General features: G+C 63.6%; 21 protein-coding genes. 18 read left to right on the forward strand and 3 right to left on the reverse strand.

Annotation, left to right across the window (positions count from 1 at the left end):
* Window positions 1-112 precede the first annotated feature (112 nt).
* The 5 genes from mdh (at window position 113) to KF785_02780 (ending at window position 5,614) form a co-directional block, all read left to right on the forward strand.
* A complete protein-coding gene (gene mdh / locus KF785_02760) occupies window positions 113-1,042 on the forward strand; it encodes a malate dehydrogenase (GenBank protein MBX3145666.1) in 930 nt (309 codons plus the stop codon).
* An 80-nt stretch (window positions 1,043-1,122) separates the two neighbouring features.
* On the forward strand, window positions 1,123-1,731 hold the full coding sequence (locus tag KF785_02765; protein ID MBX3145667.1) for a succinate dehydrogenase cytochrome b subunit: 609 nt from the start codon (window positions 1,123-1,125) through the stop codon (window positions 1,729-1,731).
* Between the two features lie 5 nt (window positions 1,732-1,736).
* Window positions 1,737-3,650, forward strand: a complete 1,914-nt coding sequence (locus KF785_02770) for a fumarate reductase/succinate dehydrogenase flavoprotein subunit (protein ID MBX3145668.1) — start codon at window positions 1,737-1,739, stop codon at window positions 3,648-3,650.
* A gap of 3 nt (window positions 3,651-3,653) precedes the next feature.
* A complete protein-coding gene (locus KF785_02775) occupies window positions 3,654-4,430 on the forward strand; it encodes a succinate dehydrogenase/fumarate reductase iron-sulfur subunit (GenBank protein ID MBX3145669.1) in 777 nt (258 codons plus the stop codon).
* A gap of 5 nt (window positions 4,431-4,435) precedes the next feature.
* Window positions 4,436-5,614, forward strand: coding sequence for a hypothetical protein (locus KF785_02780; protein MBX3145670.1), 1,179 nt, complete (start codon window positions 4,436-4,438; stop codon window positions 5,612-5,614).
* A 6-nt stretch (window positions 5,615-5,620) separates the two neighbouring features.
* Here the strand turns inward: KF785_02780 and KF785_02785 are convergent, their stop codons facing one another.
* Window positions 5,621-6,622 (reverse strand): toll/interleukin-1 receptor domain-containing protein, encoded by a 1,002-nt coding sequence (locus KF785_02785; GenBank protein MBX3145671.1) that lies wholly within the window; start codon window positions 6,620-6,622, stop codon window positions 5,621-5,623.
* 113 nt (window positions 6,623-6,735) lie between these two features.
* On the opposite strand from KF785_02785, the gene KF785_02790 reads away from it, so the two are divergent.
* Entirely contained in the window at window positions 6,736-8,712 is a 1,977-nt protein-coding gene (locus tag KF785_02790) for a hypothetical protein (GenBank protein MBX3145672.1), read from the forward strand.
* Window positions 8,713-8,718: 6 nt separating this feature from the next.
* On the opposite strand, the gene KF785_02795 is transcribed toward KF785_02790, so the two are convergent.
* On the reverse strand, window positions 8,719-9,471 hold the full coding sequence (locus KF785_02795) for a hypothetical protein (protein MBX3145673.1): 753 nt from the start codon (window positions 9,469-9,471) through the stop codon (window positions 8,719-8,721).
* Window positions 9,472-9,485: 14 nt separating this feature from the next.
* On the reverse strand, window positions 9,486-10,064 hold the full coding sequence (locus tag KF785_02800) for a dCTP deaminase (protein MBX3145674.1): 579 nt from the start codon (window positions 10,062-10,064) through the stop codon (window positions 9,486-9,488).
* 354 nt (window positions 10,065-10,418) lie between these two features.
* Here KF785_02800 and KF785_02805 point away from each other — a divergent pair, with 354 nt between their 5' ends.
* The 12 genes from KF785_02805 to nuoL are packed head-to-tail and all read left to right on the forward strand — an operon-like array spanning window position 10,419 to window position 21,308.
* Entirely contained in the window at window positions 10,419-10,784 is a 366-nt protein-coding gene (locus KF785_02805) for an NADH-quinone oxidoreductase subunit A (GenBank protein ID MBX3145675.1), read from the forward strand.
* Window positions 10,775-11,392, forward strand: a complete 618-nt coding sequence (nuoB, locus tag KF785_02810) for an NADH-quinone oxidoreductase subunit NuoB (GenBank protein ID MBX3145676.1) — start codon at window positions 10,775-10,777, stop codon at window positions 11,390-11,392. The genes KF785_02805 and nuoB overlap by 10 nt, the downstream gene beginning before the upstream one ends.
* Window positions 11,389-12,015: an NADH-quinone oxidoreductase subunit C gene (locus KF785_02815; protein MBX3145677.1), complete on the forward strand. Its 627-nt coding sequence runs from the start codon at window positions 11,389-11,391 to the stop codon at window positions 12,013-12,015. Before nuoB ends, KF785_02815 begins: the two co-directional genes overlap by 4 nt.
* Entirely contained in the window at window positions 12,012-13,298 is a 1,287-nt protein-coding gene (nuoD, locus tag KF785_02820) for an NADH dehydrogenase (quinone) subunit D (GenBank protein MBX3145678.1), read from the forward strand. The genes KF785_02815 and nuoD overlap by 4 nt, the downstream gene beginning before the upstream one ends.
* Window positions 13,295-13,861 (forward strand): NAD(P)H-dependent oxidoreductase subunit E, encoded by a 567-nt coding sequence (locus KF785_02825; GenBank protein MBX3145679.1) that lies wholly within the window; start codon window positions 13,295-13,297, stop codon window positions 13,859-13,861. The genes nuoD and KF785_02825 overlap by 4 nt, the downstream gene beginning before the upstream one ends.
* Window positions 13,861-15,168, forward strand: a complete 1,308-nt coding sequence (nuoF, locus tag KF785_02830) for an NADH-quinone oxidoreductase subunit NuoF (GenBank protein MBX3145680.1) — start codon at window positions 13,861-13,863, stop codon at window positions 15,166-15,168. Before KF785_02825 ends, nuoF begins: the two co-directional genes overlap by 1 nt.
* Window positions 15,165-16,730, forward strand: a complete 1,566-nt coding sequence (locus tag KF785_02835) for a (2Fe-2S)-binding protein (protein ID MBX3145681.1) — start codon at window positions 15,165-15,167, stop codon at window positions 16,728-16,730. The genes nuoF and KF785_02835 overlap by 4 nt, the downstream gene beginning before the upstream one ends.
* Window positions 16,730-17,953, forward strand: coding sequence for an NADH-quinone oxidoreductase subunit NuoH (gene nuoH / locus KF785_02840; protein ID MBX3145682.1), 1,224 nt, complete (start codon window positions 16,730-16,732; stop codon window positions 17,951-17,953). The genes KF785_02835 and nuoH overlap by 1 nt, the downstream gene beginning before the upstream one ends.
* Before the next feature lie 25 nt (window positions 17,954-17,978).
* Window positions 17,979-18,476 (forward strand): NADH-quinone oxidoreductase subunit I, encoded by a 498-nt coding sequence (locus KF785_02845; GenBank protein MBX3145683.1) that lies wholly within the window; start codon window positions 17,979-17,981, stop codon window positions 18,474-18,476.
* Window positions 18,476-19,036, forward strand: a complete 561-nt coding sequence (locus KF785_02850) for an NADH-quinone oxidoreductase subunit J (GenBank protein ID MBX3145684.1) — start codon at window positions 18,476-18,478, stop codon at window positions 19,034-19,036. The genes KF785_02845 and KF785_02850 overlap by 1 nt, the downstream gene beginning before the upstream one ends.
* The gene (nuoK, locus tag KF785_02855) at window positions 19,036-19,332 is read left to right on the forward strand and encodes an NADH-quinone oxidoreductase subunit NuoK (GenBank protein MBX3145685.1); all 297 of its coding nucleotides are present in this window, start codon (window positions 19,036-19,038) and stop codon (window positions 19,330-19,332) included. Before KF785_02850 ends, nuoK begins: the two co-directional genes overlap by 1 nt.
* The gene (gene nuoL / locus KF785_02860; GenBank protein ID MBX3145686.1) at window positions 19,332-21,308 is read left to right on the forward strand and encodes an NADH-quinone oxidoreductase subunit L; all 1,977 of its coding nucleotides are present in this window, start codon (window positions 19,332-19,334) and stop codon (window positions 21,306-21,308) included. Before nuoK ends, nuoL begins: the two co-directional genes overlap by 1 nt.
* Window positions 21,309-21,313: the final 5 nt, after the last annotated feature.

Genomic DNA, 21,313 nt, shown 5'->3' on the forward strand with positions numbered 1-21,313 from the left:
GGTCCCTTGGACCAACCTATTCGTATTACTATGTTTCCGCCGTGTCGGACCGATCGGCCTGCCGAGGCCGATTGCTGACTTGCCGACCGACCTCACAGAAAATTACAGGCCTATGTTCAACAAGATTACTGTCGTCGGCGCTGGCAACGTAGGTGCCACTGCCGCTCAACGTTTGGCAGAGAAGAACCTCGCTCGGACCATCGTGATGGTTGACGTGGTCGAGGGCGTGCCGCAGGGCAAGGCGCTGGATCAGTGGCAGTCGGGCCCGATCGAAGGCTACGACGCGCGGATCTATGGGGCCAACGATTACGAGGCCGCGCGCGACTCCGAGCTCTTTGTCGTCACCGCGGGCATAGCTCGGAAGCCCGGGATGAGCCGGGACGATTTGGTCAAGACCAACGCGGGAATCGTCAAGTCCGTCTCGGCCGAGATTGCGCGGGTGGCACCCAACTCGATCATCATCGTGGTGTCGAATCCGCTCGACGTAATGTGTTACGTCGCCATGAAGGCCAGCGGCTTCCCGCGCGAGCGGGTGCTCGGCATGGCGGGTGTGCTGGACACGGCTCGGTACCGCATGTTCCTGGCCGAAGCGGCCAATGTGTCCGTCGAGGACATCCAGGCGATGGTGCTGGGCGGTCACGGCGATACCATGGTCCCCCTGATTTCCTACACCACCGTGTCGGGCATTCCGATCACCCAGTTGCTCGATGCCGATACCCTGGGGAAGATCGTCGACCGGACCCGGAATGGGGGCGCCGAGATCGTCAAGCACCTGAAGACGGGTTCGGCCTACTACGCACCGAGTGCGGCCGCGGTTCAGATGGTCGAGGCCATCGTGCTCGACAAGAAGCGGATTCTGCCGAGTGCGGCCTGGTTGCAGGGCGAGTACGGGCTCACCGACGTCTACTGCGGCGTGCCGTGCAAGCTGGGGAGGGGTGGCTTGGAGCAGATCATCGATGTGACGCTGACCGAGCAGGAGCGAAAGGACCTGCACGCCTCGGCTGAGCAGGTTCGATCGCTCCAGACCGTCGTCGGCCTTTGACGGTCGCGGGCGCGAGACCTGCGCCAGCGGGGAACTGGCTGCTTCGATTCTACGCTTCGACGATCGGCCGCAAGATCGTCATGGCGGTAACCGGGATCATCCTGGTCGGGTACATCGTCGTTCACATGGTCGGTAACCTGCTGGTCTTCCGGGGCCAGCAGGCCATGAACGACTACGCCCACATGCTCCAGAGCAACCTGCCGTTGGTCTGGACCGTGCGGGTCATCCTGCTGGTAGCCGCAATCTTCCACATTCACGCAGCCTACACGCTCTCGCGGCTGGCTCGAGCGGCGCGTCCGGAGCGGTATGCCGGGCTCAAAGCCCAGGCCTCGACCTGGTCGGCACGCGGGATGCGCATCGGTGGCGTGCTGCTCGTCGTCTTCATCGTCTTTCATATTCTTCACCTCACCACTGGAGATGTTCTTGCTGCGCAATTCGTGCGCGGCGACGTGTACCAGAACGTGGTACGCAGCTTCTCCATTGTCTGGGTTGCGGTGTTTTATGTGGTCGCCATGCTTGCGCTGGCCTTTCACCTCCATCACGGCATCTGGAGCCTCTTCCAGACCGTGGGAGCCAACCACCCCAATCTGAATCCGACTCGGCGGAAGCTCGCCTGGCTGCTGTCGGTTGTGGTTCCCGTTGGGTTTGCGGCGGTGCCGCTGGCGATCGTCTTCGGGATGGTTCGGTAACTGACATGGAATTGAACGCACGGATCCCGAGCGGGCCGATCGAGCAGAAATGGGATCGGCACAAGTTCGACCTCAAGCTGGTCAACCCGGCCAACAAACGGAAATACTCGATCATCGTCGTCGGCTCCGGCCTCGCGGGCGGGGCGGCCGCCGCCTCGCTTGGCGAGCTGGGCTATCGGGTTCGCTGCTTCTGCATTCAGGACTCGCCGCGGCGGGCTCACAGCATCGCGGCGCAGGGCGGGATCAACGCAGCCAAGAACTACCAGAACGACGGTGACAGCATCTACCGGCTGTTCTACGACACGGTCAAGGGCGGCGACTTCCGGGCCCGCGAGGCCAATGTCTACCGTCTGGCCCAGGTCAGTGTCGACATCATCGATCAGTGTGTGGCGCAAGGCGTGCCATTTGCCCGCGAGTACGGTGGCTTGCTTGCCAATCGGTCGTTTGGTGGTGCGCAGGTTTCCCGGACCTTCTACGCCCGCGGGCAGACCGGCCAGCAGCTCCTGCTCGGTGCGTACAGTGCGCTCGAGCGTCAGGTTGCGGCCGGTACGGTCACCATGCACGACCGGACCGAAATGCTCGACCTGATCGTCGAGGACGGCCGGGCCGTCGGAATCGTGACCCGCAATCTGGTGACGGGCAACGTCGAGTCGGTCTTTGCCGACGCCGTGGTGCTCGCCACCGGCGGGTATGGCAACGTGTTCTATCTCTCGACCAACGCGAAGGGCTCCAACGTCACGGCCAGTTTCCGGGCCTACAAGCGTGGCGCAGCGTTCGGCAATCCGTGCTATACCCAGATCCACCCGACCTGCATTCCGATGAGCGGCGACTATCAGTCGAAGCTCACCCTGATGAGTGAGTCGCTTCGTAACGACGGTCGGGTCTGGGTTCCCAAGGCCCACGGCGACAAGCGGGCGGCCAGCGACATCCCGGAGTCCGAGCGCGACTACTACCTCGAGCGCAAGTATCCGAGCTACGGGAACCTCTGCCCCCGGGACATCGCGTCGCGCGCGGCCAAGGAAGTCTGTGACGAGGGCCGCGGTGTCGGAGAGACCGGACTCGGTGTCTACCTCGACTTTGCCGATGCGATTCGTCGACTCGGTGAAGACAAGATTCGCGAGCGCTACGGCAACCTGTTCGACATGTATGAACGGATCACCGGTGAGAATCCGTATCGGGTCCCGATGCGAATCTACCCGGCTGTTCACTACACCATGGGCGGGTTGTGGGTCGACTACAACCTGATGAGCAGCGTGCCCGGACTCTTCGTTCTGGGCGAGGCCAACTTCTCGGATCACGGGGCGAATCGCCTCGGTGCCAGCGCGCTGATGCAGGGACTCGCCGATGGCTACTTCATCATCCCGTACACCATCGGCAACTACCTCGCGGGGGTCAAACCCGGATCCTGGCGCGCGGATGGCGCCGAGGCGCGGGCTGCGGAGCGGGATGCTGCGGCGCGAATCAGTCGGTTGCTCGACGTCAACGGCAACCGCACGGTCGACTCATTTCACCGCGAACTCGGCCGGATCATGTGGGAGGACTGCGGGATGGCACGCTCCGCCGGAAGCCTGCAGCATGCGCTGGCGGAGATTCCCCGGCTCCGCGAGGAGTTCTGGCGTTCGGTTCGGGTCACCGGGCGGGGCGAGGAGTTCAATCAGGCGCTCGAAAAGGCCGGCCGGGTGGCTGATTTCCTGGAGTTTGCGGAGCTGATGTGCCGCGATGCTCACCACCGGGAGGAGTCGTGCGGCGGCCATTTCCGAACCGAACATCAGACCCCCGACGGCGAGGCCGAGCGGGACGATGAGAACTTCTGCTACGTTGCCGCCTGGGAGTATCGGGGCGACAACCAGGCTCCAGCGCTGCATCGGGAGCCGCTCGAGTTCGAAAACGTCAAGCTTGCAACCCGCAGCTACAAGTAGCCGATGCGAATTACTCTGAAAGTCTGGCGCCAGGAAGGCCCGAACAGCGGGGGCCGATTCGAGACCCATATCGCCAACGATGTCAGTCCCGACATGTCGTTTCTCGAGATGATGGACGTCGTCAACGAAGGGCTGATCGAGGAGGGGCGTGATCCGATTGCGTTCGATCACGATTGCCGCGAAGGTATCTGCGGTATGTGCAGCATGGTGATCGACGGGGTGCCGCATGGTCCGCACAAAGCGACCACCACCTGCCAGCTCCATATGCGGTCCTTCTCCGACGGTGACACGGTCACGGTCGAGCCGTTCCGTGCGCGCGGCTTCCCGATCGTGCGGGACCTCGCGGTCGACCGCTCGGCGCTCGATCGGATCATTCAGGCGGGCGGCTATGTCAGCGTCGCGACCGGCAACGCACCGGACGCCAACTCGGTGCCGATCTCGAAAGAGGCGGCCGATCGAGCGATGGACGTGGCTCAGTGCATCGGCTGCGGAGCGTGCGTGGCGGCCTGTCCCAACGCCAGTGCGATGCTGTTCGTCGGCGCCAAGGTCAGCCATCTCGGGCTGCTGCCGCAGGGGCAGCCGGAGCGGTATCGGCGGACCCTTGCAATGGTCACGCAGATGGATATCGAAGAGTTCGGTGGCTGCAGCAACTATGGTGAATGCGAAGCCGCCTGCCCGAAGGAGATCGGGGTATGGGCGATTGCCCGGATGAACGCGGACTTCGTCAAAGGGTCGGCGTTGGCCCGCAACGACGCGCGGAACGGCAGCGACGGCGCATAGGCGCCGTGCCGAGCCGCCCGCTGGCGATCGTCACCCTCCTGGCGATCGCAGCGGCCCCCGTGGGATGCGCTCGTTCGCCTACCGATCCGGATCCTGATCCTGGTATTTCCCGCAATCCGGAACTGGTCGCGACGGTTCCGATTCCTCCCGAGTACGGCATTCACGACACTTTCGTGCGCGACGGTCTGGCCTTCGTCTCGGCGTGGAACACCGGCCTCATCATCTTCGACGTCGGCGATGGTCGGCGTGGCGGATCGCCATCCAGCCCGGTCGAGATCAGCCGAATCGTGCCCAGCGGCAACGGTGTTCCCGGCGGTCCGGCGGTTCACAATGCCTGGTGGTTCCACAACCCCGTGTCCGGGGAGAAGCGCTATGTCTTCGTCGGACAGGAAGGGCCCGGAACGCTCTTCTCTTCTGCTTCGGGCGATCTCTACGTCATTGACGTTGCCGACCTTGCCCAGCCGCGAGAGGTGGCTTCGCTGCGCATTCCGGGTGCCGGGGTGCACAACTTCTGGATGGACGAAGCTCGTCAGGTGCTCTACGCCGCCTGGTACAACGCGGGTGTCGTTGCCATCGATGTCTCAGGAACGCTGGCAGGCGATCTCACCAGCCGAATCATTGCCCGAACGCCGAGTGGTGCTGCCTTCGGCAGCTACGTATGGGGGGTGATGCTCGCTAACGGGTCGCTCTGGGTCAACGACATGGTTGATGGCTTCTGGCGACTCGATCCGGTGACGCTCCAGCCGCAGGGCGGTGGGCGAAACCTGCCCAATCGTTGGGGGTCGGATCTCTGGGTTCGAGGCCAGTACGCCTATACCGGGACCTGGGGCGGAACGGCCCGGAATGGTACCGGCTTCGGCGACGTCATCAATGTCTGGCGCGTTGCCGGAGCAGGCGCGCCCGTGCTGGTCGACTCGGTTCGCGTTGCGGATGTCCGGACGGTCAGTGATCTCGAAGTGAGTGACGATGGACGGACACTAGTCGTGACAACCGAGCGATTGCCAGGCGCGGGCTTTCAGGTCTACGATCTCGCCGATCCGTCCAAGCCGGCCCTCCAAGCCAGCGTGTCTGTCGCGGCGGGTCTCCATACCGGTTCGCTCGCCCGGATCGGCGGCCAGCTCTACCTTTTTGCGGCGAAGAACCCGCCTGACCCCGCGCTGCTGATCTACCGCCTTACCCCCTGACTCGAGCTATTCCAAGACCTCGAAGCCGGCGCGTGCGACGACCTTTTGGCCGTAGAGGCACTCCGCCCGGTATGATCCCGGTTTCCAGGCGCCAGCCGGGTCGCGACCCCAGCCGTAGCTGTTGTACCAGCTCGAGGCGTCACCAGCGATCCGGTTTCCGAGCGTAAAGGTGGCTTCGATGTTGTCGGCCGTCGGTCCGTAAATGGTGCAGGCGAGGGGGACATAGATCGGTCGACCGGGCGGATCGAGCTCGAGCGTCACCTCGGTATAGATGTAGCGAGTCTGGGCAGCGGTGAAGCGCAGTCCGTACCGTCGCTGATTGAACACGGGCGTTTGCTGCGGACCTTCGAAGAAGCGAAGCCGGGTCGGACGAATCGTGGTGCGGAATTCCGACCCCGCCGTGCTCGCGCGGAAATCGAACGGTGTGAAGACCGGACCGGCCCGCGCCGCGGCCAGGCGCCAGAACCCGAACCCGGCCATCGCAAGCAACGCAACACCAAGTGCCGCCAGCAAGGGAAGCCGACTCCGCCGTACCGATCGCGGGGGGGGCTGGGGAGGAGGGGGCAGCGGTCCAATTCTGGTCAGCTCGTCGACCCGACGGCTCCCGTCGCCCAGAACGGTCGAGATGGCCTGCTTGAGGTTGGCCAACCCCTGCGGGCGATTCGGTTCCAGGACGTCGAGCCAGTGGCGGCTTTGGAGATGATACTCCATGGCGCGATCGGGCATCACGTTCTCGATCCGAACCGGGATGACGGTGGCACCACGGCGGACGGCGGCGTCGAGTTCATTGAGCACATGCCCCGACCGGTTGGCGTGGGCTGAGAATACCAGAACGAAGACGCGCGCAGCGGCAATCGCGTCGACGATGGCGTGAGCCCAGACGTCGCCCGCCTTGATGTCGCGCGGGGCAATCCAGCATCGGATCCCAGCCGCCTCGAGCTCGGCGACGACTTGAGCAGCCGTTGCCTGATCGTGGCTGGAATACGAAACGAAGACCGCGTGTGACATAGTGAGGTCTCCTACAATACCGCCGCCGCATTCGAGCGTCGAGAGGGGTGGGTCTTGACGGCTCGGTCCGGGAGCCTCCAATTCTCTGGGCACTCTCGGGAGGCGTACTCGATATGCCATCAGCCCCTCCAGGCCGTCCGGTTCTGGCTTTCCGGATCGGCGTCATCGGGCATCGGTGGGACCGGCTGCAGCCGGCCGGGCCGGCCGCCGGGGTGGCCGGTCTGGCTGCCGCAGGATCGCTCGAAGCTGGGCTCGTCAATGCCGTGCAGCCCGTCCTGGCATCGCTTGCTTCGTACCTTCGGGCTCTTGCCGAGGACCCGCGCAACGGCTACCAGGTTGGCGCCGCGGCACGCCTGTCTGTCGTGTCCGGGCTGGCCGAAGGAGCCGATCGGATCGTGGCGAGAAGCGGGCTGCGGCAAGGGTACCAGCTGACAGCCGTTCTACCGTATGCCCGCGAGGAGTACCGCAAGGACTTTGACGGCAGCTGGACGGCGCCTTCCTGGTCTCGACCTGGGGCGGATACTGAGTTTGACGAGTTGCTCGGTCTGGCGACGGCAGTGATCGAAACGGACGGTGCGCCGGGTCGGTACGACGCCTACGAGCCGCTCGGTCACGCCGTGCTCTCTCAGAGCGACATCCTCATCGTGATCTGGAACGGGCAAGGCGGGCGCGGACCGGGGGGGACGGCCAATCTGCTCGCCGAGGCACGCCGCGAGGAAATCCCCATCGTTCGGATCGATCCGAGCCGGCCGGAGCGGGTCTGGCTCGAGGAGGGCAGTCAGCCGGACGAGGGGGTTTCCCTCGGGCTTCAAGGCCTCTGGGCTCGGATCGATCGTCTCATCAAGGCACCCGACCAGTCGGGACTGAGCGGCCAGGCAGACGCCGAGGCACGCGAGGCGTTTTGGGCGGAGCGGCCGGTCCGCGGATATCTCGGAAAAGCGTTTCAACTGTTCGTCGAGCATTTCGAGCAGTTGCAGAGCCGGGCGGCGGCCGCATTCAAGCCGACGATGCCCCTATGGTTCCGGGTGATTCGTTTCTGGGGGCGCCCGCAGTTGCCAGCCGATTATACCGCAGCGGCACGGAGTGCCTGGTACGCACGTTTCGGCGGCCAGCTGGCCCCATCCGAGCTGGTGTCCCGCGTGGTGGAGCGACTCGCGCCCCTGCACGGCCGCCTCGATTTGCTCGGCCAGTACTACGCCGATCGGTACCGCTCGGCCTATACTGTGATATTCAGCTTGGCGTGGGTTGCCGCCGTTGCCGCAGTGGCTGGGCTGATTGCTCATGGCGCACACTCGCCGCTGGCCCTCGTCTTTGCCTGGCTCGAGTTGGGCGTCATTCTGGGCATCCTTGGCCTTACCTTCTGGGGCAAGCGGCGCCGGTTTCACGAGAAATGGATCGACTATCGCCTGCTTGCTGAGCAAGTTCGTCACCTCGCTTTCCTGTGGCCGATCGGGGCAACCTCATCGGCGGCGCGTCTGCCGGTCGAGCTCGCGCCCGGCGACCCGCGTGCCTGCTGGACCGGGTGGCTCTACCGGGCGCTGGTTCGGGACCTCGGCTTAGGCTTCGGGCAGTACTCCGCGGCGCACGCGGAGGCATGCAGGCGTTTCCTCCGCAGCGAAGAAATCCCGGCACAACGGGCCTATCACGCACGGCTCGCTGCTCGGTATCGCCGCGTCTCGCACGCGGTACATGTTCGGACGGACTGGCTGTTCGGAGCGGCAGCCGTCGTTGCACTGCTTCACGTCGTCGGGGCTCCGCACTGGCTGGCAGGCGGGCTCGGAGGGAGTGCGGAAGCCCTGGCTTCGCGCGAGCTGGCCCTCGCCGCCGTCCTGGCGGTTCTCTCGGTGTTCTTTCCGGCCCGGGCGGCGGCCTTACACGGCTGGGTCGGTCAATCGGACTTGTCCGCCGCGGCGCTTCGGTCAGCCGACATCGCGATTCGATTAGGCGAAGTCGAGCGGGCGATGGATGCTGCCGTCGCAACGGACAGCCGATCGCTGCGTATCGCGGCTCTTCGCGCCAGCCGGATCATGGAGAGTGAACTCGGAAACTGGCGGACGGCGTCCGTGAGCCGACCGTTGCAGCGGGTTTGAGGACTCTCAGCTCAGGTAGTGGGGCAGCATCTTGCGCCACCAGGGCCAGTCGTGATCGACGTCATGGCCCCAGAGGTCGAGGGTGTGCGGAATCCCCTTCTGATGCAGCAGGGCGGAAAATCGGCGGGAGCAGTCCGGCGCCTCGTAGGCACCTTGACCGGTAACGAGCACGATACGGCAATCCGTTTGCAGCCGGCCCAAGCTCTCACCACCGAGGTCGGTCAGAAACCAGGACGGATTGTTGAAGTAGCAGTTGTCGTCTGAATAGCCGCGCAGGTAGTCGGGTGCCAGGTCGTAGAATCCGCTCATCGCAATCAGGCCGGAAAACAGATCGGGCCGACGAAAGACCGCGTTTGCCGCGTGGAACGCGCCGAAGCTCGCTCCCGAGGCAATCAGTCGAACCCCGGGATCGCCGGCCGCGTGCCGAATCCAGGGAACCACTTCGTCCTCGACATACCGGGAGTAGAGCGCCTGCCGTCGAGCCTGTTCCTTGACCGGCAGGGCGCGATCCATCCAGGCATACCGATTGATGCTCTCGATCGAGATCACCCGGATTCGTCCAGCCATGATGGCCGGCTCGACGGACTTGATGAGAAAGAACCGCTCGCACTCGAGGTAATCGGCGGCCGCGGTCGGAAAGAGCAGCACGGGCTGGCCACGGTTGCCGTACGAAACCAGTGGCATCTCGATGCCCAGCGCGGGGCTGTGCCACGAGACGAGGGCTCGTGGCATTGCAGGATCGACGTACTGGTAGCTCATGGCCGGGTACTCGCTCAGAGTCGGGGTAGGGTGACGCCCTTCTGTCCCTGGTATTTCCCGGCTTTGTCTCGATAGCTGGTTTCGCAGATATCGTCCTCGTCCGCCTCGAAGAAGAGCACCTGGCAGATGCCTTCGTTGGCATAGACCCGGGCGGGCAAGGGGGTAGTGTTGGAGATTTCGAGGGTCACGTGCCCTTCCCATTCCGGCTCGAACGGGGTCACGTTCGTAATGATTCCGCAGCGGGCATAGGTCGACTTGCCGACACAAATGGTCAGTACGTTTCGGGGAATCCGGAAGTACTCTACCGACCGGGCCAGCGCAAAGCTGTTGGGCGGGACGATGCAGACGTCACCCTCGAACTCGACGAAGCTTCGCGAGTCGAACTCTTTGGGGTCGACGATGGCCGACAACACGTTGGTGAAGATCTTGAACTCCGGGGCGACCCGCATGTCGTAGCCGTAGGACGAGACGCCGTAGGAGATGACCTTCCGACCCTGCGCGTCGACCTGGCGGACCTGGTTCTCGACGAAAGGCTCGATCATGTGGTACTCGGCGGCCATCCGGCGAATCCACCGGTCTGACTTGATGGACATCCGTAGCGATTCCGTGTTAAAAGGGGGATTGGGCGCCCTGCAGGTTTCGCTGATCGCAGTCGCCGAGGGGGGGAATATAGCGATGAGCGATGGTCTCGCGACCCGTCCTGATCGTGCGCGCTTCGGGGGCCCGGGATCCGCGCCGGGAACCGGGTGAAGGGCTTCCTCGGGAAAGACTAGAAGTTCAGTCGGAATTGATCGTGTAAATCCGCTCTGTATCATGAGTTATAAGCCCCGAGTTCGGGTTGAAGTCGTCCGGCCGCCCGGTTAGATTCCCAGGCTACATCGTGAATCTTTTCACGATGTTTTCCGGCCGCGTGATCGCATCGAGAAGACCATCTAGCTCGGACGCCTATGCTTCGGTCGTATTCTCCCCTCCTCATTTTGATCGCCTTCGTGGCAGCAAACGCGATCATGATGCTCGGAGTGTCGCACATCTTCTCGACGTACCGTCGAACCGCCGTGAAGGTGGCGCCGTATGAGTCCGGCATTCCGGCCTTGGGCGACACGCGCGAGCGGTTCTCGGTCAAGTTCTATCTGGTCGCGATGCTGTTCATCATCTTCGACATCGAGGCCGTGTTCCTGATTCCCTGGGCTGTGGCGTTCAGCCAGTTCAAGGACATCACAGGGCTGCTGCTGATCGAGATTCTCATCTTCGTCGGGATTCTCGGTGTCGGCTATGTGTACGTGTGGAAGCGAGGTGCCTTGCAATGGGATTGACACTTCCCGCTGGTCACGACAGCACGGAGCTGCCGGGCGAATCCCCGAATTACGTCGCGACCCGGCTTGATTTTCTGGTCAACTGGGCCCGGTCGAATTCGTTGTGGCCGATGCCGTTCGGCACGGCCTGTTGTGCCATCGAGTTCATGGCGACGGCGGCCGGGCGGTTCGATCTGGCGCGCTTCGGTATGGAGCGGCAGAGTTTCTCGCCGCGCCAGGCCGACGTGCTGATCTGTGCGGGGCGCTTGCCGTTCAAGCTCGCCCCGATCATTCGGCGGGTTTGGGATCAGATGCCTCAGCCCAAGTGGTCGATTTCGATGGGTGCCTGCGCGTCGAGCGGCGGTATCTTCGATACCTATTCGATGGTGCAGGGGATCGATACGATCATTCCGGTCGACGTCTATGTTCCGGGTTGCCCGCCCCGTCCTGAAGGGCTGCTTTACGGAATCATGCTGCTCCAGAAAAAGATCATGGGCGAGGCGATGAAAGATCCCTCGCTGCGGCAGGAGTTCCTGGTCAACGACAAGGGCTTCTATATCCCGCCGGCCAAGATCGACGAGGTCTCGGAGCCGTTCGGCAACTCGGTCCACCAAACCCGCTCCGCATGACGGCTGCCCAAACCCTCGCGTCCACGATCGACGCGCTGCGTGCCGAGTTCGGCTCGGCCATTCTGTACGATACCGTGAGCTGCGGTGATACCATCGTAGGCGTCGATGCGTCTCGATTGCACGCGGTGCTGGCCTGGCTCAAAGAGACGCCGGGGCAGGATTTCAACTATCTGACCGACATCACCGCGGTCGATTACCGCGATCCCGAGCATCCGCTCGAACTGGTGTATCAGCTCCGCTCGCTGGGTCGCAAGCTGGATCTCCGGGTCAAGGTTCCGCTCGACAAGGACGGCGCGCTGACGGTGCCGTCGGTCTGGGACCTCTGGAAGGGCTGCAACTGGCTCGAGCGCGAAGTGTACGACATGTTCGGCATCCGCTTCGAGGGTCATCCCGACCTTCGTCGGATCCTGATGTGGGATACCTACGCCGAGGGGCACCCGCTGCGCAAAGACTTTCCGCTCCGCGGGAACTTCACCAGGGCGGAGCAGACTCGGCAGGCGCTGGCGGCCAACCCGGAAGCGCACTATTCGCTGGAAGAACTTTCGATCGTCGACGCCTTCGACGAACTGCCGGATGATATGAAGCGCCGGCTCGCGGCCGGGAAGCGGGGGGAAGTCCGATGACGACGCGTACGCTCGAAGTCGCCCTTTCGACTCCCAGCATCGACCCGCAGGGCCGCCCGACCCAGCTGCCGCTCGGTGTCTCACGACAGCCTTCCGGCGATGACCTCGGCGCCGAGCACATGCTGGTCAACATCGGGCCGCAGCATCCGGCCACGCACGGCGTCTTGCGCCTGGTGCTCGAGCTCGACGGCGAAACGGTGATCCGGTGTATTCCGCATGTCGGCTATCTCCATTCCGGCTTCGAGAAGCTCGGTGAGTACCGCCATTACAACCAGATCATCCCACTGACCGATCGGACCGACTACTTGTCGCCGATGGCGAACAATGTCTGCCTCGCGCTGGCGGCCGAGAAACTGATGGGGATTCAGATCACGGAGCGGTGTCAGGTGCTCCGTGTGATCGCGTGCGAGATGAGCCGAATCATCTCCCATATCGTCTGGCTGGGAACCACCGGCATCGACCTGGGCGCTTTCACGCCCTTCCTGTGGCTCTTCTACCAGCGCGAGCGGATTTACAACCTGCAGGAGGCCTGGACCGGTGCACGGCTGACGACCAGTCTGACCCGTGTCGGTGGCATGATGGCCGATGTGCCCGAGGGCTGGGAAGCCGGGCTCCGGCAGTTCTGCGACACCTTCCCGAAGACGCTCGACGAGGTCGATGCGGTGTTCAGCCGCAACTCGATCTGGTGCGGTCGGACCCAGGGCGTCGGCGTGATCGGGGCCGAAGAGGCGATCAACTACTCCCTCTCCGGCCCGATGCTCCGGGCCAGCGGCGTTGCGTACGATGTCCGCAAAGATCGCCCGTACCTCGGGTATGAGGACTACGATTTCGACGTACCGGTCGGTGAGCACGGTGATATCTACGATCGGTACATGCTTCGGCTCGAAGAGATGTATCAGTCGACCCGGATTCTCTCGCAGGCGCTCGACAAGCTCGCTCGCCTCAAGGGGGCGCCCCTCAACGCGGAGGACCATCGGGTCATTCTGCCGCCCAAGTCGGCCGCCATGAGCGACATGGAAGCCATGATCCATCACTTCAAGCAGGTGATGGAAGGGGTTGCCGCGCCTCCGGGCGAGTGCTACATGGGCATCGAGAACCCGAAGGGCGAGCTGGGGTACTACTTCGTCTCGGACGGAACCGCCAAGCCGGTGCGCTGGCGAATCCGGCCGCCGTCGTTCATCAACCTGGCCTGTCTGCCGCGGCTCTGCGAAGGGTCGCTCCTGGCGGACGTCATTGCCATCAACGCGAGTGTCGATATCGTGATGGGAGAGATCGACCGATGAGCGCTCCCGGTTCTCGGCCGGTGCTGCACCAGTTGGGTGGTGTGGCGTCGGGGCATGGACACGGACATGCTCATGCGGAGCAACCGTATGAGCCGGTTTTCGTTGGAGAGGCGCTGGCTGAACTCCAGGCCCTCTTCCCGAAGTATCCCACCAAGCGGGCTTGCCTGCTGCCGGCGCTCTGGATCGTGCAGGAGCGGCGAGGGTGGATTTCGCCGGACGCCATCGACGAGATTGGCGCCGTACTCGAGCTGTCGCCCGCGTACATTCGCGGTGTGGCGACCTTCTACACGATGTATCACCTGCATCCGGTCGGTCGACACTTCATCCAGGTCTGCGGTACCTCGCCGTGCCATCTCTGCGGGTCCGACCAGGTGCTCGAGGCCATCGTTCGCGAAACGGGCTGCGGTGAAGTCGGAGCGACCAGTCCCGACGGCCGCTTCACGGTCGTCGAGGTCGAATGCCTGGGCGCCTGCGGTTTTGCGACGCCGGTTCTGATCGACGACGACTTCCACGACAGCGTCACGCCGGAGCAGGTCCCCGGCCTGCTGGCGAGGTATTCCTAATGGGTTTTCCGCATCGTCCGCACCCCAAGGAAACGGTCGTGCTGTCCGAGTACTTCGGCGACGCCGAGGCACGGACCTACGACGGCTGGATCAAGCGGGGCGGTTATCAGGCGCTCAAGAAAGCGCTCGGCATGACGCCCGACGCGATCATCGAGGAGGTCAAAGCCTCGGGGCTGCGCGGTCGAGGCGGGGCCGGGTTTCCGACCGGACTCAAGTGGAGCTTCATGCCGAAGGGCGACGGCAAGCCCCACTACCTGGTGTGCAACGCCGACGAGTCCGAACCCGGCACCTTCAAAGACCGGGAGATCATGCGGTGGACTCCGCACCAGCTGATCGAAGGGTGCGCCATCGGGGCGTACGCGATTGGTGCGGAGCGCTGCTACATCTACATCCGGGGCGAGTTCACCGAGCCGTGGCACATCATGAGGGCCGCCGTTGCCGAAGCCTATGCGAAAGGCGCGCTCGGTGAAAACGTCTTCGGCTCCGGTAAGCGGATCGACATCGTGCTGCATCGCGGAGCGGGCGCGTATATCTGCGGTGAAGAGACCGCGATGATGAACTCGATCGAGGGGCGACGCGGCAATCCGCGGATCAAGCCACCGTTTCCCGCCCAATCGGGCCTCTTCGGAATGCCGACGACGATCAATAACGTCGAGACCCTGACGGCGGTGAGCCATATTCTGAATCGCGGCGCTGCCTGGTACAAGGGGCTGTGCCTCAGCAATCCGAAGAGCACCGGCACCAAGCTGTTCTCGGTTTGCGGGCACGTCATGAAGCCTGGCAATTTCGAGATCACCATGGGCTTCCCGATGAAGGATCTGATTCACGATCTGGCCGGGGGCATGCGGCCGGGACGCCGGCTCAAGGCTGTCATTCCCGGCGGTTCGTCGGTCCCGATCATGACGGCCACCGAAGCCGAAGCCGCCCTCTGCGATTATGAGGGAATCATCGAGCAGGGGTCGATGCTCGGTTCGGCCGGTTTCATCGTGATGGACGATTCGGCCGATCTCGTCTATGAGATCTACCGACTTGCCAAGTTCTATGCGCACGAGTCGTGTGCGCAGTGCACCCAGTGCCGTGAGGGCACGGCCTGGACGACCAAGATTCTGGAGCGAATCCTCAAGGGCGAGGGCAAACCAGCCGATCTCGACCTGCTGCTCGACCTGTCGGACCAGATGACGGGCAAGACGATCTGCGTGCTGAGCGACTCGTGCGCGGCGCCGATCGTCAGTGGCATCAAGAAGTTCCCTGAAGAATTTGAAGCGTACCTGAGTCGGGCCAAGGCGCCGGCCCTGGCGGGCGTATGAGCGAACTCGTCAACGTCACGATCGACGGTGTGTCGGTGTCCGTGCCGAAAGGCACCTCGATCATCGAAGCTGCCAAGCAGGCGGGCGTGCTGGTCCCGCACTACTGCTACCATCCGTCGCTGCCCTCGCCGGCGGTGTGCCGCATGTGCCTGGTCGAGGTCGAGAAGGCCCCCAAGCTGCTGCCGGCATGTGTTACCACGGTGGCCGACGGCAACGTAATTCACGTCAACAGCGCCGCGGCCAAAAAGGCGCGCGAGGCGGTGCTCGAGTTTCTGCTGATCAATCATCCGCTCGATTGCCCGATCTGCGATCAGGCCGGCGAATGCGAGCTCCAGAACTACGTCTTCCAGGAAGGACGGCCGGGTACCCGCTACGCCGATTACGCCAAGCGGTTCAATCCGGTCGAGGATTTCGGCCCCGATGTGCTGTATGTGCCGAACCGCTGCATCCTCTGCACCCGTTGCGTCCGTTTCATGGAGAATGTCGCCGATGATCCGGTGCTCAACGTCTCGGAGCGGGGCGATCGCGCCTTCATCGGGATCGACCCCGACCATGTCTTGAGTCATCCCTGGTCGGGTAACGTGGTCGACCTCTGTCCGGTCGGCTCGCTGATTTCGAAGGACTTCCTGCACAAAGCCCGGGCCTGGGATCTCGACAAGACGGCGAGCATTTGCCCGGGGTGTACTCAGGGTTGCAACATCATGGTCGACACCCGGGACGAAGTGGTGGTGCGCTTGCGGCCACGGCCCAACCTCGAGGTCAATCGCCATTTCATGTGCGATACGGGACGCCTCGACTACCGCTGGATGAACCGCGGCGATCGGATCGAGGTTCCCTTGGTGCGCGACGGGGCCCGGTTGGCCCCAATCGATTGGGACGGGGCGATCGCGCGGCTGGCCGGGCTGGTTCGGGATGCCAAATCGATTACCGTGCTCGCGTCGGGACGGGCCTCCACCGAGGCGCTCGGCACCGTGGCGCGGCTGGTCCGCCGGGCCGATGTGACGGCAGTGGTCAAAGTGCCGACGGGCCCGGAAGCGCCGCTCGCCGGCGTGCCCGACCTGTCGCTCCGCGCCGAACGGGTTCCCAATCTCAACGGCGCCCAGTTGCTGGGGTACACGACAGCGTGGGCCGCCGGAGTGGCATCTGCGCAGCGAGCCGATCTGGTGCTCGTGCTCGATGCGGAACTCGATGAGCAGGAACTGGCCGTCGTGGCCGGTGCTCGGGCCGTCGTGCTGATCGGCACGGTCGACGACGACCGTCTCGAGCGGGCCAGTCTCGTCTTGCCGACGACCACCATGGTTGAAGAGAACGGCACTTACGTCAATCGGGATCAGCGGGTGCAGCGGTATTTCCAGGCCAAGGGTGCTCCGGGCATGGCGCGGCCGACCTGGTGGATCGGCGCGAGCGCCGCGGCCGAGCTGGACGGCGGTTCGCTGCCCGCCACGGCCGCCGATGCCTTTGCCGAGCTGACGCAGGCCGTGACTACCTTCGATGACCTCACCTATCAGGATCTCGGCTTTGTCGGCCGAGTCGTCGGCCGGACGGCGGAGGCTGCACGATGATGCCCGAAACCAAGGGGCTGCTGATCCTGTCGTCCCTCAAGATGCTCGTGGTCTTCACGGTCACAATGGTCGGCGTGGCGATGATGACCTGGATGGAGCGCAAGGTCTGCTCGTGGATGCAGAATCGGCGCGGGCCCAACCGGGTCGGCTGGGCCGGTTTGCTGCAGCCTGCGGCCGATGGCCTGAAAAACATCGTCAAGGAAGAGACCTATCCGGAGGAGGCCAATCGCTTTCTCTTTATCCTCGCGCCGGCCATGGCCTTCATTCCCGCGCTGCTGCTCGGGTCGGTCATTCCGTGGGGTGCGCCGATTCAGGTCGACTTCGATTGGCAGCTCCCGTTGATCGGTGCTGTTTCGTACCACGGCTTGATGCCGCTGTCGGTGATCGATCTCCCGATCGGCTTCCTGTTCGTCTTTGCGATCGGGTCGCTGGGTGTCTACGGCATCGTGTTGGCGGGGTGGGCATCGAACAGCAAGTACAGCATGCTGGGCGGCCTCCGGGCCACGGCCCAAATGATTTCCTACGAGGTGGCACTCGGGTTGAGCCTGGTGCCGGTGCTGCTCGTGGCCGGCAACCCGACCTTCTCCCAGGTCATCAGTTCCCAGCAGTCCGGGCCGTTTTCCTGGTTTGCGCTCCAGCTCACCGTCGCCTTCTTCGTCTTCATGGTCGCGGCGTTTGCCGAGACGAACCGGCTGCCGTTCGACATGCCCGAAGCGGAGTCCGAGCTGATTGCCGGGTATCACACCGAGTATTCTGCGATGAAGTTCTCGATGTTCTTCATCGCCGAGTATGCCAACATCCTGACGATGTCGGCGATGATGGCAACGCTGTTCTTCGGCGGCTGGGATATCCCGTTTACAAGCTGGGATCAGGGCGGATCGGTGGCCGCAACGGTGGCGACGGCCGCAATGATGTTCCTCAAGACGACCTTCTTTGTGTTCTTCTTCATGTGGATCCGGTGGACGCTGCCGCGATTCCGCTATGATCAGCTGATGTCGCTCGGCTGGAAGTTCATGATCCCGCTCGCGCTGGTATACATCATTGCCGTCGCTTTGCTGATCTGGGGCGTCGAAAGTGTGGCCGGGATTACCAGCCCGCTGGTCAAGTCGCTCGTCTTCCTGGGTGTCAACGTGGTCGCGTGTTACGTGATCTTCTTCATTCTCGACCGTGGTACGCTGGTGTCGGGATCGTTCCGCCGTTCCATCGGCACGGCGAGGGGCTGAGCATATGGCGATTGGCGTCAAGGTCATGAAGCGCCCGGAGCGTGAGACGAGCTACGTCCGCGCGACGCTCAAGGGGCTGGCATTGACCTTCAAGAGCATGTTCCGCACGAAAGTCACCATGCAGTACCCGGAAGAGCGGAGTACGGCAGATGAGCGCGGCAGCTACACGCTCTCTCCGCGGTGGCGGGGTACGCACCGGATGCTGGCGGACGAGCAAGGGCGGTCCAAATGCGTGGCTTGCGGCCTCTGTCCGCAGATCTGCCCGGCCAACTGCATCAAGCTGGTGCCCGGCGAGGACGAAGAGGGCAACCGCTACCCGCTGATCTACGAGATCGACGAGTTCCGCTGCGTTTTCTGCGGCTACTGCCAGGAAGTCTGTCCCGAAGAGGCGATTCACGTCGGGGTTCATTACGAGAATGCCGAGTACAGCCGGGACCGGTTCGTCTATGATCTCGAGCGGCTGACATCGCAGACGCATCCGGTGTCGTCGCTTTGGGATCCCGCTGATCCGCGGGGGCAGTAATGGTCCAATTCGTCTTCTACACGCTGGCCGTTCTCGCCGTCTCCTCGGCGCTCCTGTGTATTACCAGGAAGAGTCCGGTGCCGGCGGCGCTATGGCTCGTCTCCACGATGTTTGCGCTGGCCGGGATCTACGTCCTGCTCAACGCGCAGTTCATCGCGGCAATGCAAGTCCTGGTGTATGCCGGCGCCATCATGGTGCTCTTTCTGTTCGTGATCATGCTGCTCAACCTCGGGCGTGGCGAGGAGTCGGATCTCAAGAAGGGGCCGATCGTCGGCGTGGCCGCGCTGCTCGGGGTTGTGTTGATTGCTGCGCTCGTTGCGGTGCGGGGCACCTCCGCTGCCAGCCTCGCTGCCGCTCTCGGCACCGTTCCCGGCGCGTCAGGGCCGGCCGCCGCACTGCCGGGCGCGGCTGAGGTCCATGCGGTTGAGTCGTTCACCAATGCGGTTGCGGCGGTGGCTTCGCCGATGTTCCGAACCTATCTCGTGCCGTTCGAGCTCACGTCCGTGCTGTTGCTGGCCGCGGCGGTGGGAGCGGTCGTGCTCGCGAAACGGAAGCTCTGATGCTCCTGGAACACTCACTCATCCTCTCGGCGATCCTCTTCACGATTGGTGTCGTGGGAGTCATGATCCGCCGCAATGCGATCGTGCTGTTCATGTGCGTCGAGCTGATGCTCAACGCGGTGAATCTCTCGTTTGTGGCGCTGTCGAACGCGCACGGCTTTACCGGTCAGGTCATGGTCTTCTTCGTCATGACGGTCGCGGCTGCCGAGGCGGCTGTTGGACTGGCCATTATTCTCGCGATCTTCCGGCATACCCGGTCGGTTGACCTCAAGACCATGAACCTGCTGCAAGGCTGATGAATCCCTCCTGGATTTGGCTGACCATCGCGCTTCCGTTCGCCGGGTTCCTGGTGAATGGCACGCTCGCCCTGGTCAAGCCTGACGCGAAGCGGCTGGTCACGCTCGTCGGCCCCGGTGTGCTGCTGGCGGCGTTTGCCGTCGCGGCATCAGTGTTCGTCGGCTACGCCGGACAGCCGGCTCAAGGCCCGGTGATCGTGACGCTGTGGACCTGGATCGCAACCGGCGCCCTCGATCTTGGCCTCTCTCTGCAGGTCGACCAGCTCTCACTCGTGATGCTGCTGGTCATCACGGGCGTCGGCAGTCTGATCCACATCTTCAGCGTCGGCTACATGTCGTCGGATCCCGGGTACGCCAAGTTCTTCGCGTACCTCAATCTGTTCGTCGTGTTCATGCTGGTGCTGGTGCTGGGGTCGAGTCTGCCGGTGCTGTTTATCGGCTGGGAGGGCGTCGGCCTCTGTTCCTACCTGCTGATCGGCTTCTGGTACCAGGACAAGGCCAACGCAGACGCGGGCAAGAAGGCGTTCATCGTCAACCGGATTGGCGACCTGGGCGTTCTGATTGCGATGTTCCTGATTTTCTGGTCGCTGGGTACCCTGGAGTTCCGCGAAATCGCCGAGCGGGCGCCGGGTGGCCTGCTGGTCGGCGGCGGCGTGGTCACTGCGATTACGCTCTTTCTGTTCCTGGGCTGCACCGGCAAGTCGGCGCAGATTCCGCTCTTTACCTGGCTGCCGGACGCCATGGCGGGTCCGACCCCGGTCTCCGCGCTGATCCATGCGGCCACGATGGTCACGGCCGGTGTGTACCTGATTGCCCGGACCAGTGTTCTGTTCGCGATGGCTCCGTTGTCGAGCACCGTGGTGGCTGGTGTCGGTGCGCTGACCGCCCTCTTTGCGGCGTCGATTGCGTTGCGGCAGTACGACATCAAGAAAGTCCTGGCCTATTCGACGGTCTCCCAGCTGGGCTACATGTTCATGGGAGTCGGGTCGGCCGCGTATACGGCCGGCGTGTTCCATCTGGTGACCCACGCATTCTTCAAGGCGCTTCTCTTCCTCGGATCGGGCAGCGTGATCTACGCCATGCACCATGCGTATCATGCGACCCACAGTCACGATGATGCGCAGGACATGCGGAACATGGGCGGTCTCAAGAAGTACATGCCGGCCACCTTCATCCTGATGCTGCTGGCAACGCTGGCGATTGCCGGCGTTCCGCCCTTCTCAGGCTTCTTCTCCAAGGACGAGATCCTCGCGACTGCCTTCGGTCGCGCGGCCGAGAATCCGATCTACTATGTGTTCTGGGCCATGGGTGCGCTGGCGGCACTGCTCACAGCGTTCTACATGATGCGGCTTGTCGCGATGACGTTCCTGGGCGACAACCGCACTGGCGCGAAGGAGCGTGAGCATCTGCACGAGGCGCCGGGGGTCATGACCGGTCCCCTGGTCGTGCTGGCGATCCTGGCGGTCATCGGCGGTGTGCTCAACCTGCCGGCCTTCTGGCCGACGGGTCCGCACCACGTGCTCGAGAGCTGGCTCGAGCCGGTCCTGGCGCCCGCCACCGTGTTCATGCAGGCGCAGCATCCGCATGGCGCGGTCGAGTACATCCTGATCGGTTTGGCCATCGTGATCGCGGCGGCCGGACTCTACGCGGGCTATCGGACGACGCTTGCGAAGCCGATTCCGGTGGCGAAAGAGGCCCCGGAAGAAGTCGGCTTTGCCAAGGTCCTCTTCAACAAGTATTACGTCGACGAGATCTACCAGGCGCTCATCGTTCGGCCTCTCGTGGGCGGCTCACGGTATCTGCTCTGGAAGTTCTTCGATCAGGGCGTCATCGACGGCCTGGGTGTCAATGGTTCCGGCGGGTTGGCCCGCGGGATCGGCTGGCTGGGCAGTCGGCTGCAGACCGGCCAGCTCGGCTTCTACGTCCTTGTATTTGTGGTCGGCGCCGTCTGGCTCCTCCACGCCGTGAACCGGTAAGGCCG

This window comes from Gemmatimonadales bacterium (assembly GCA_019637315.1).
Taxonomy (GTDB): Bacteria; Gemmatimonadota; Gemmatimonadetes; order Gemmatimonadales; family GWC2-71-9; genus SHZU01.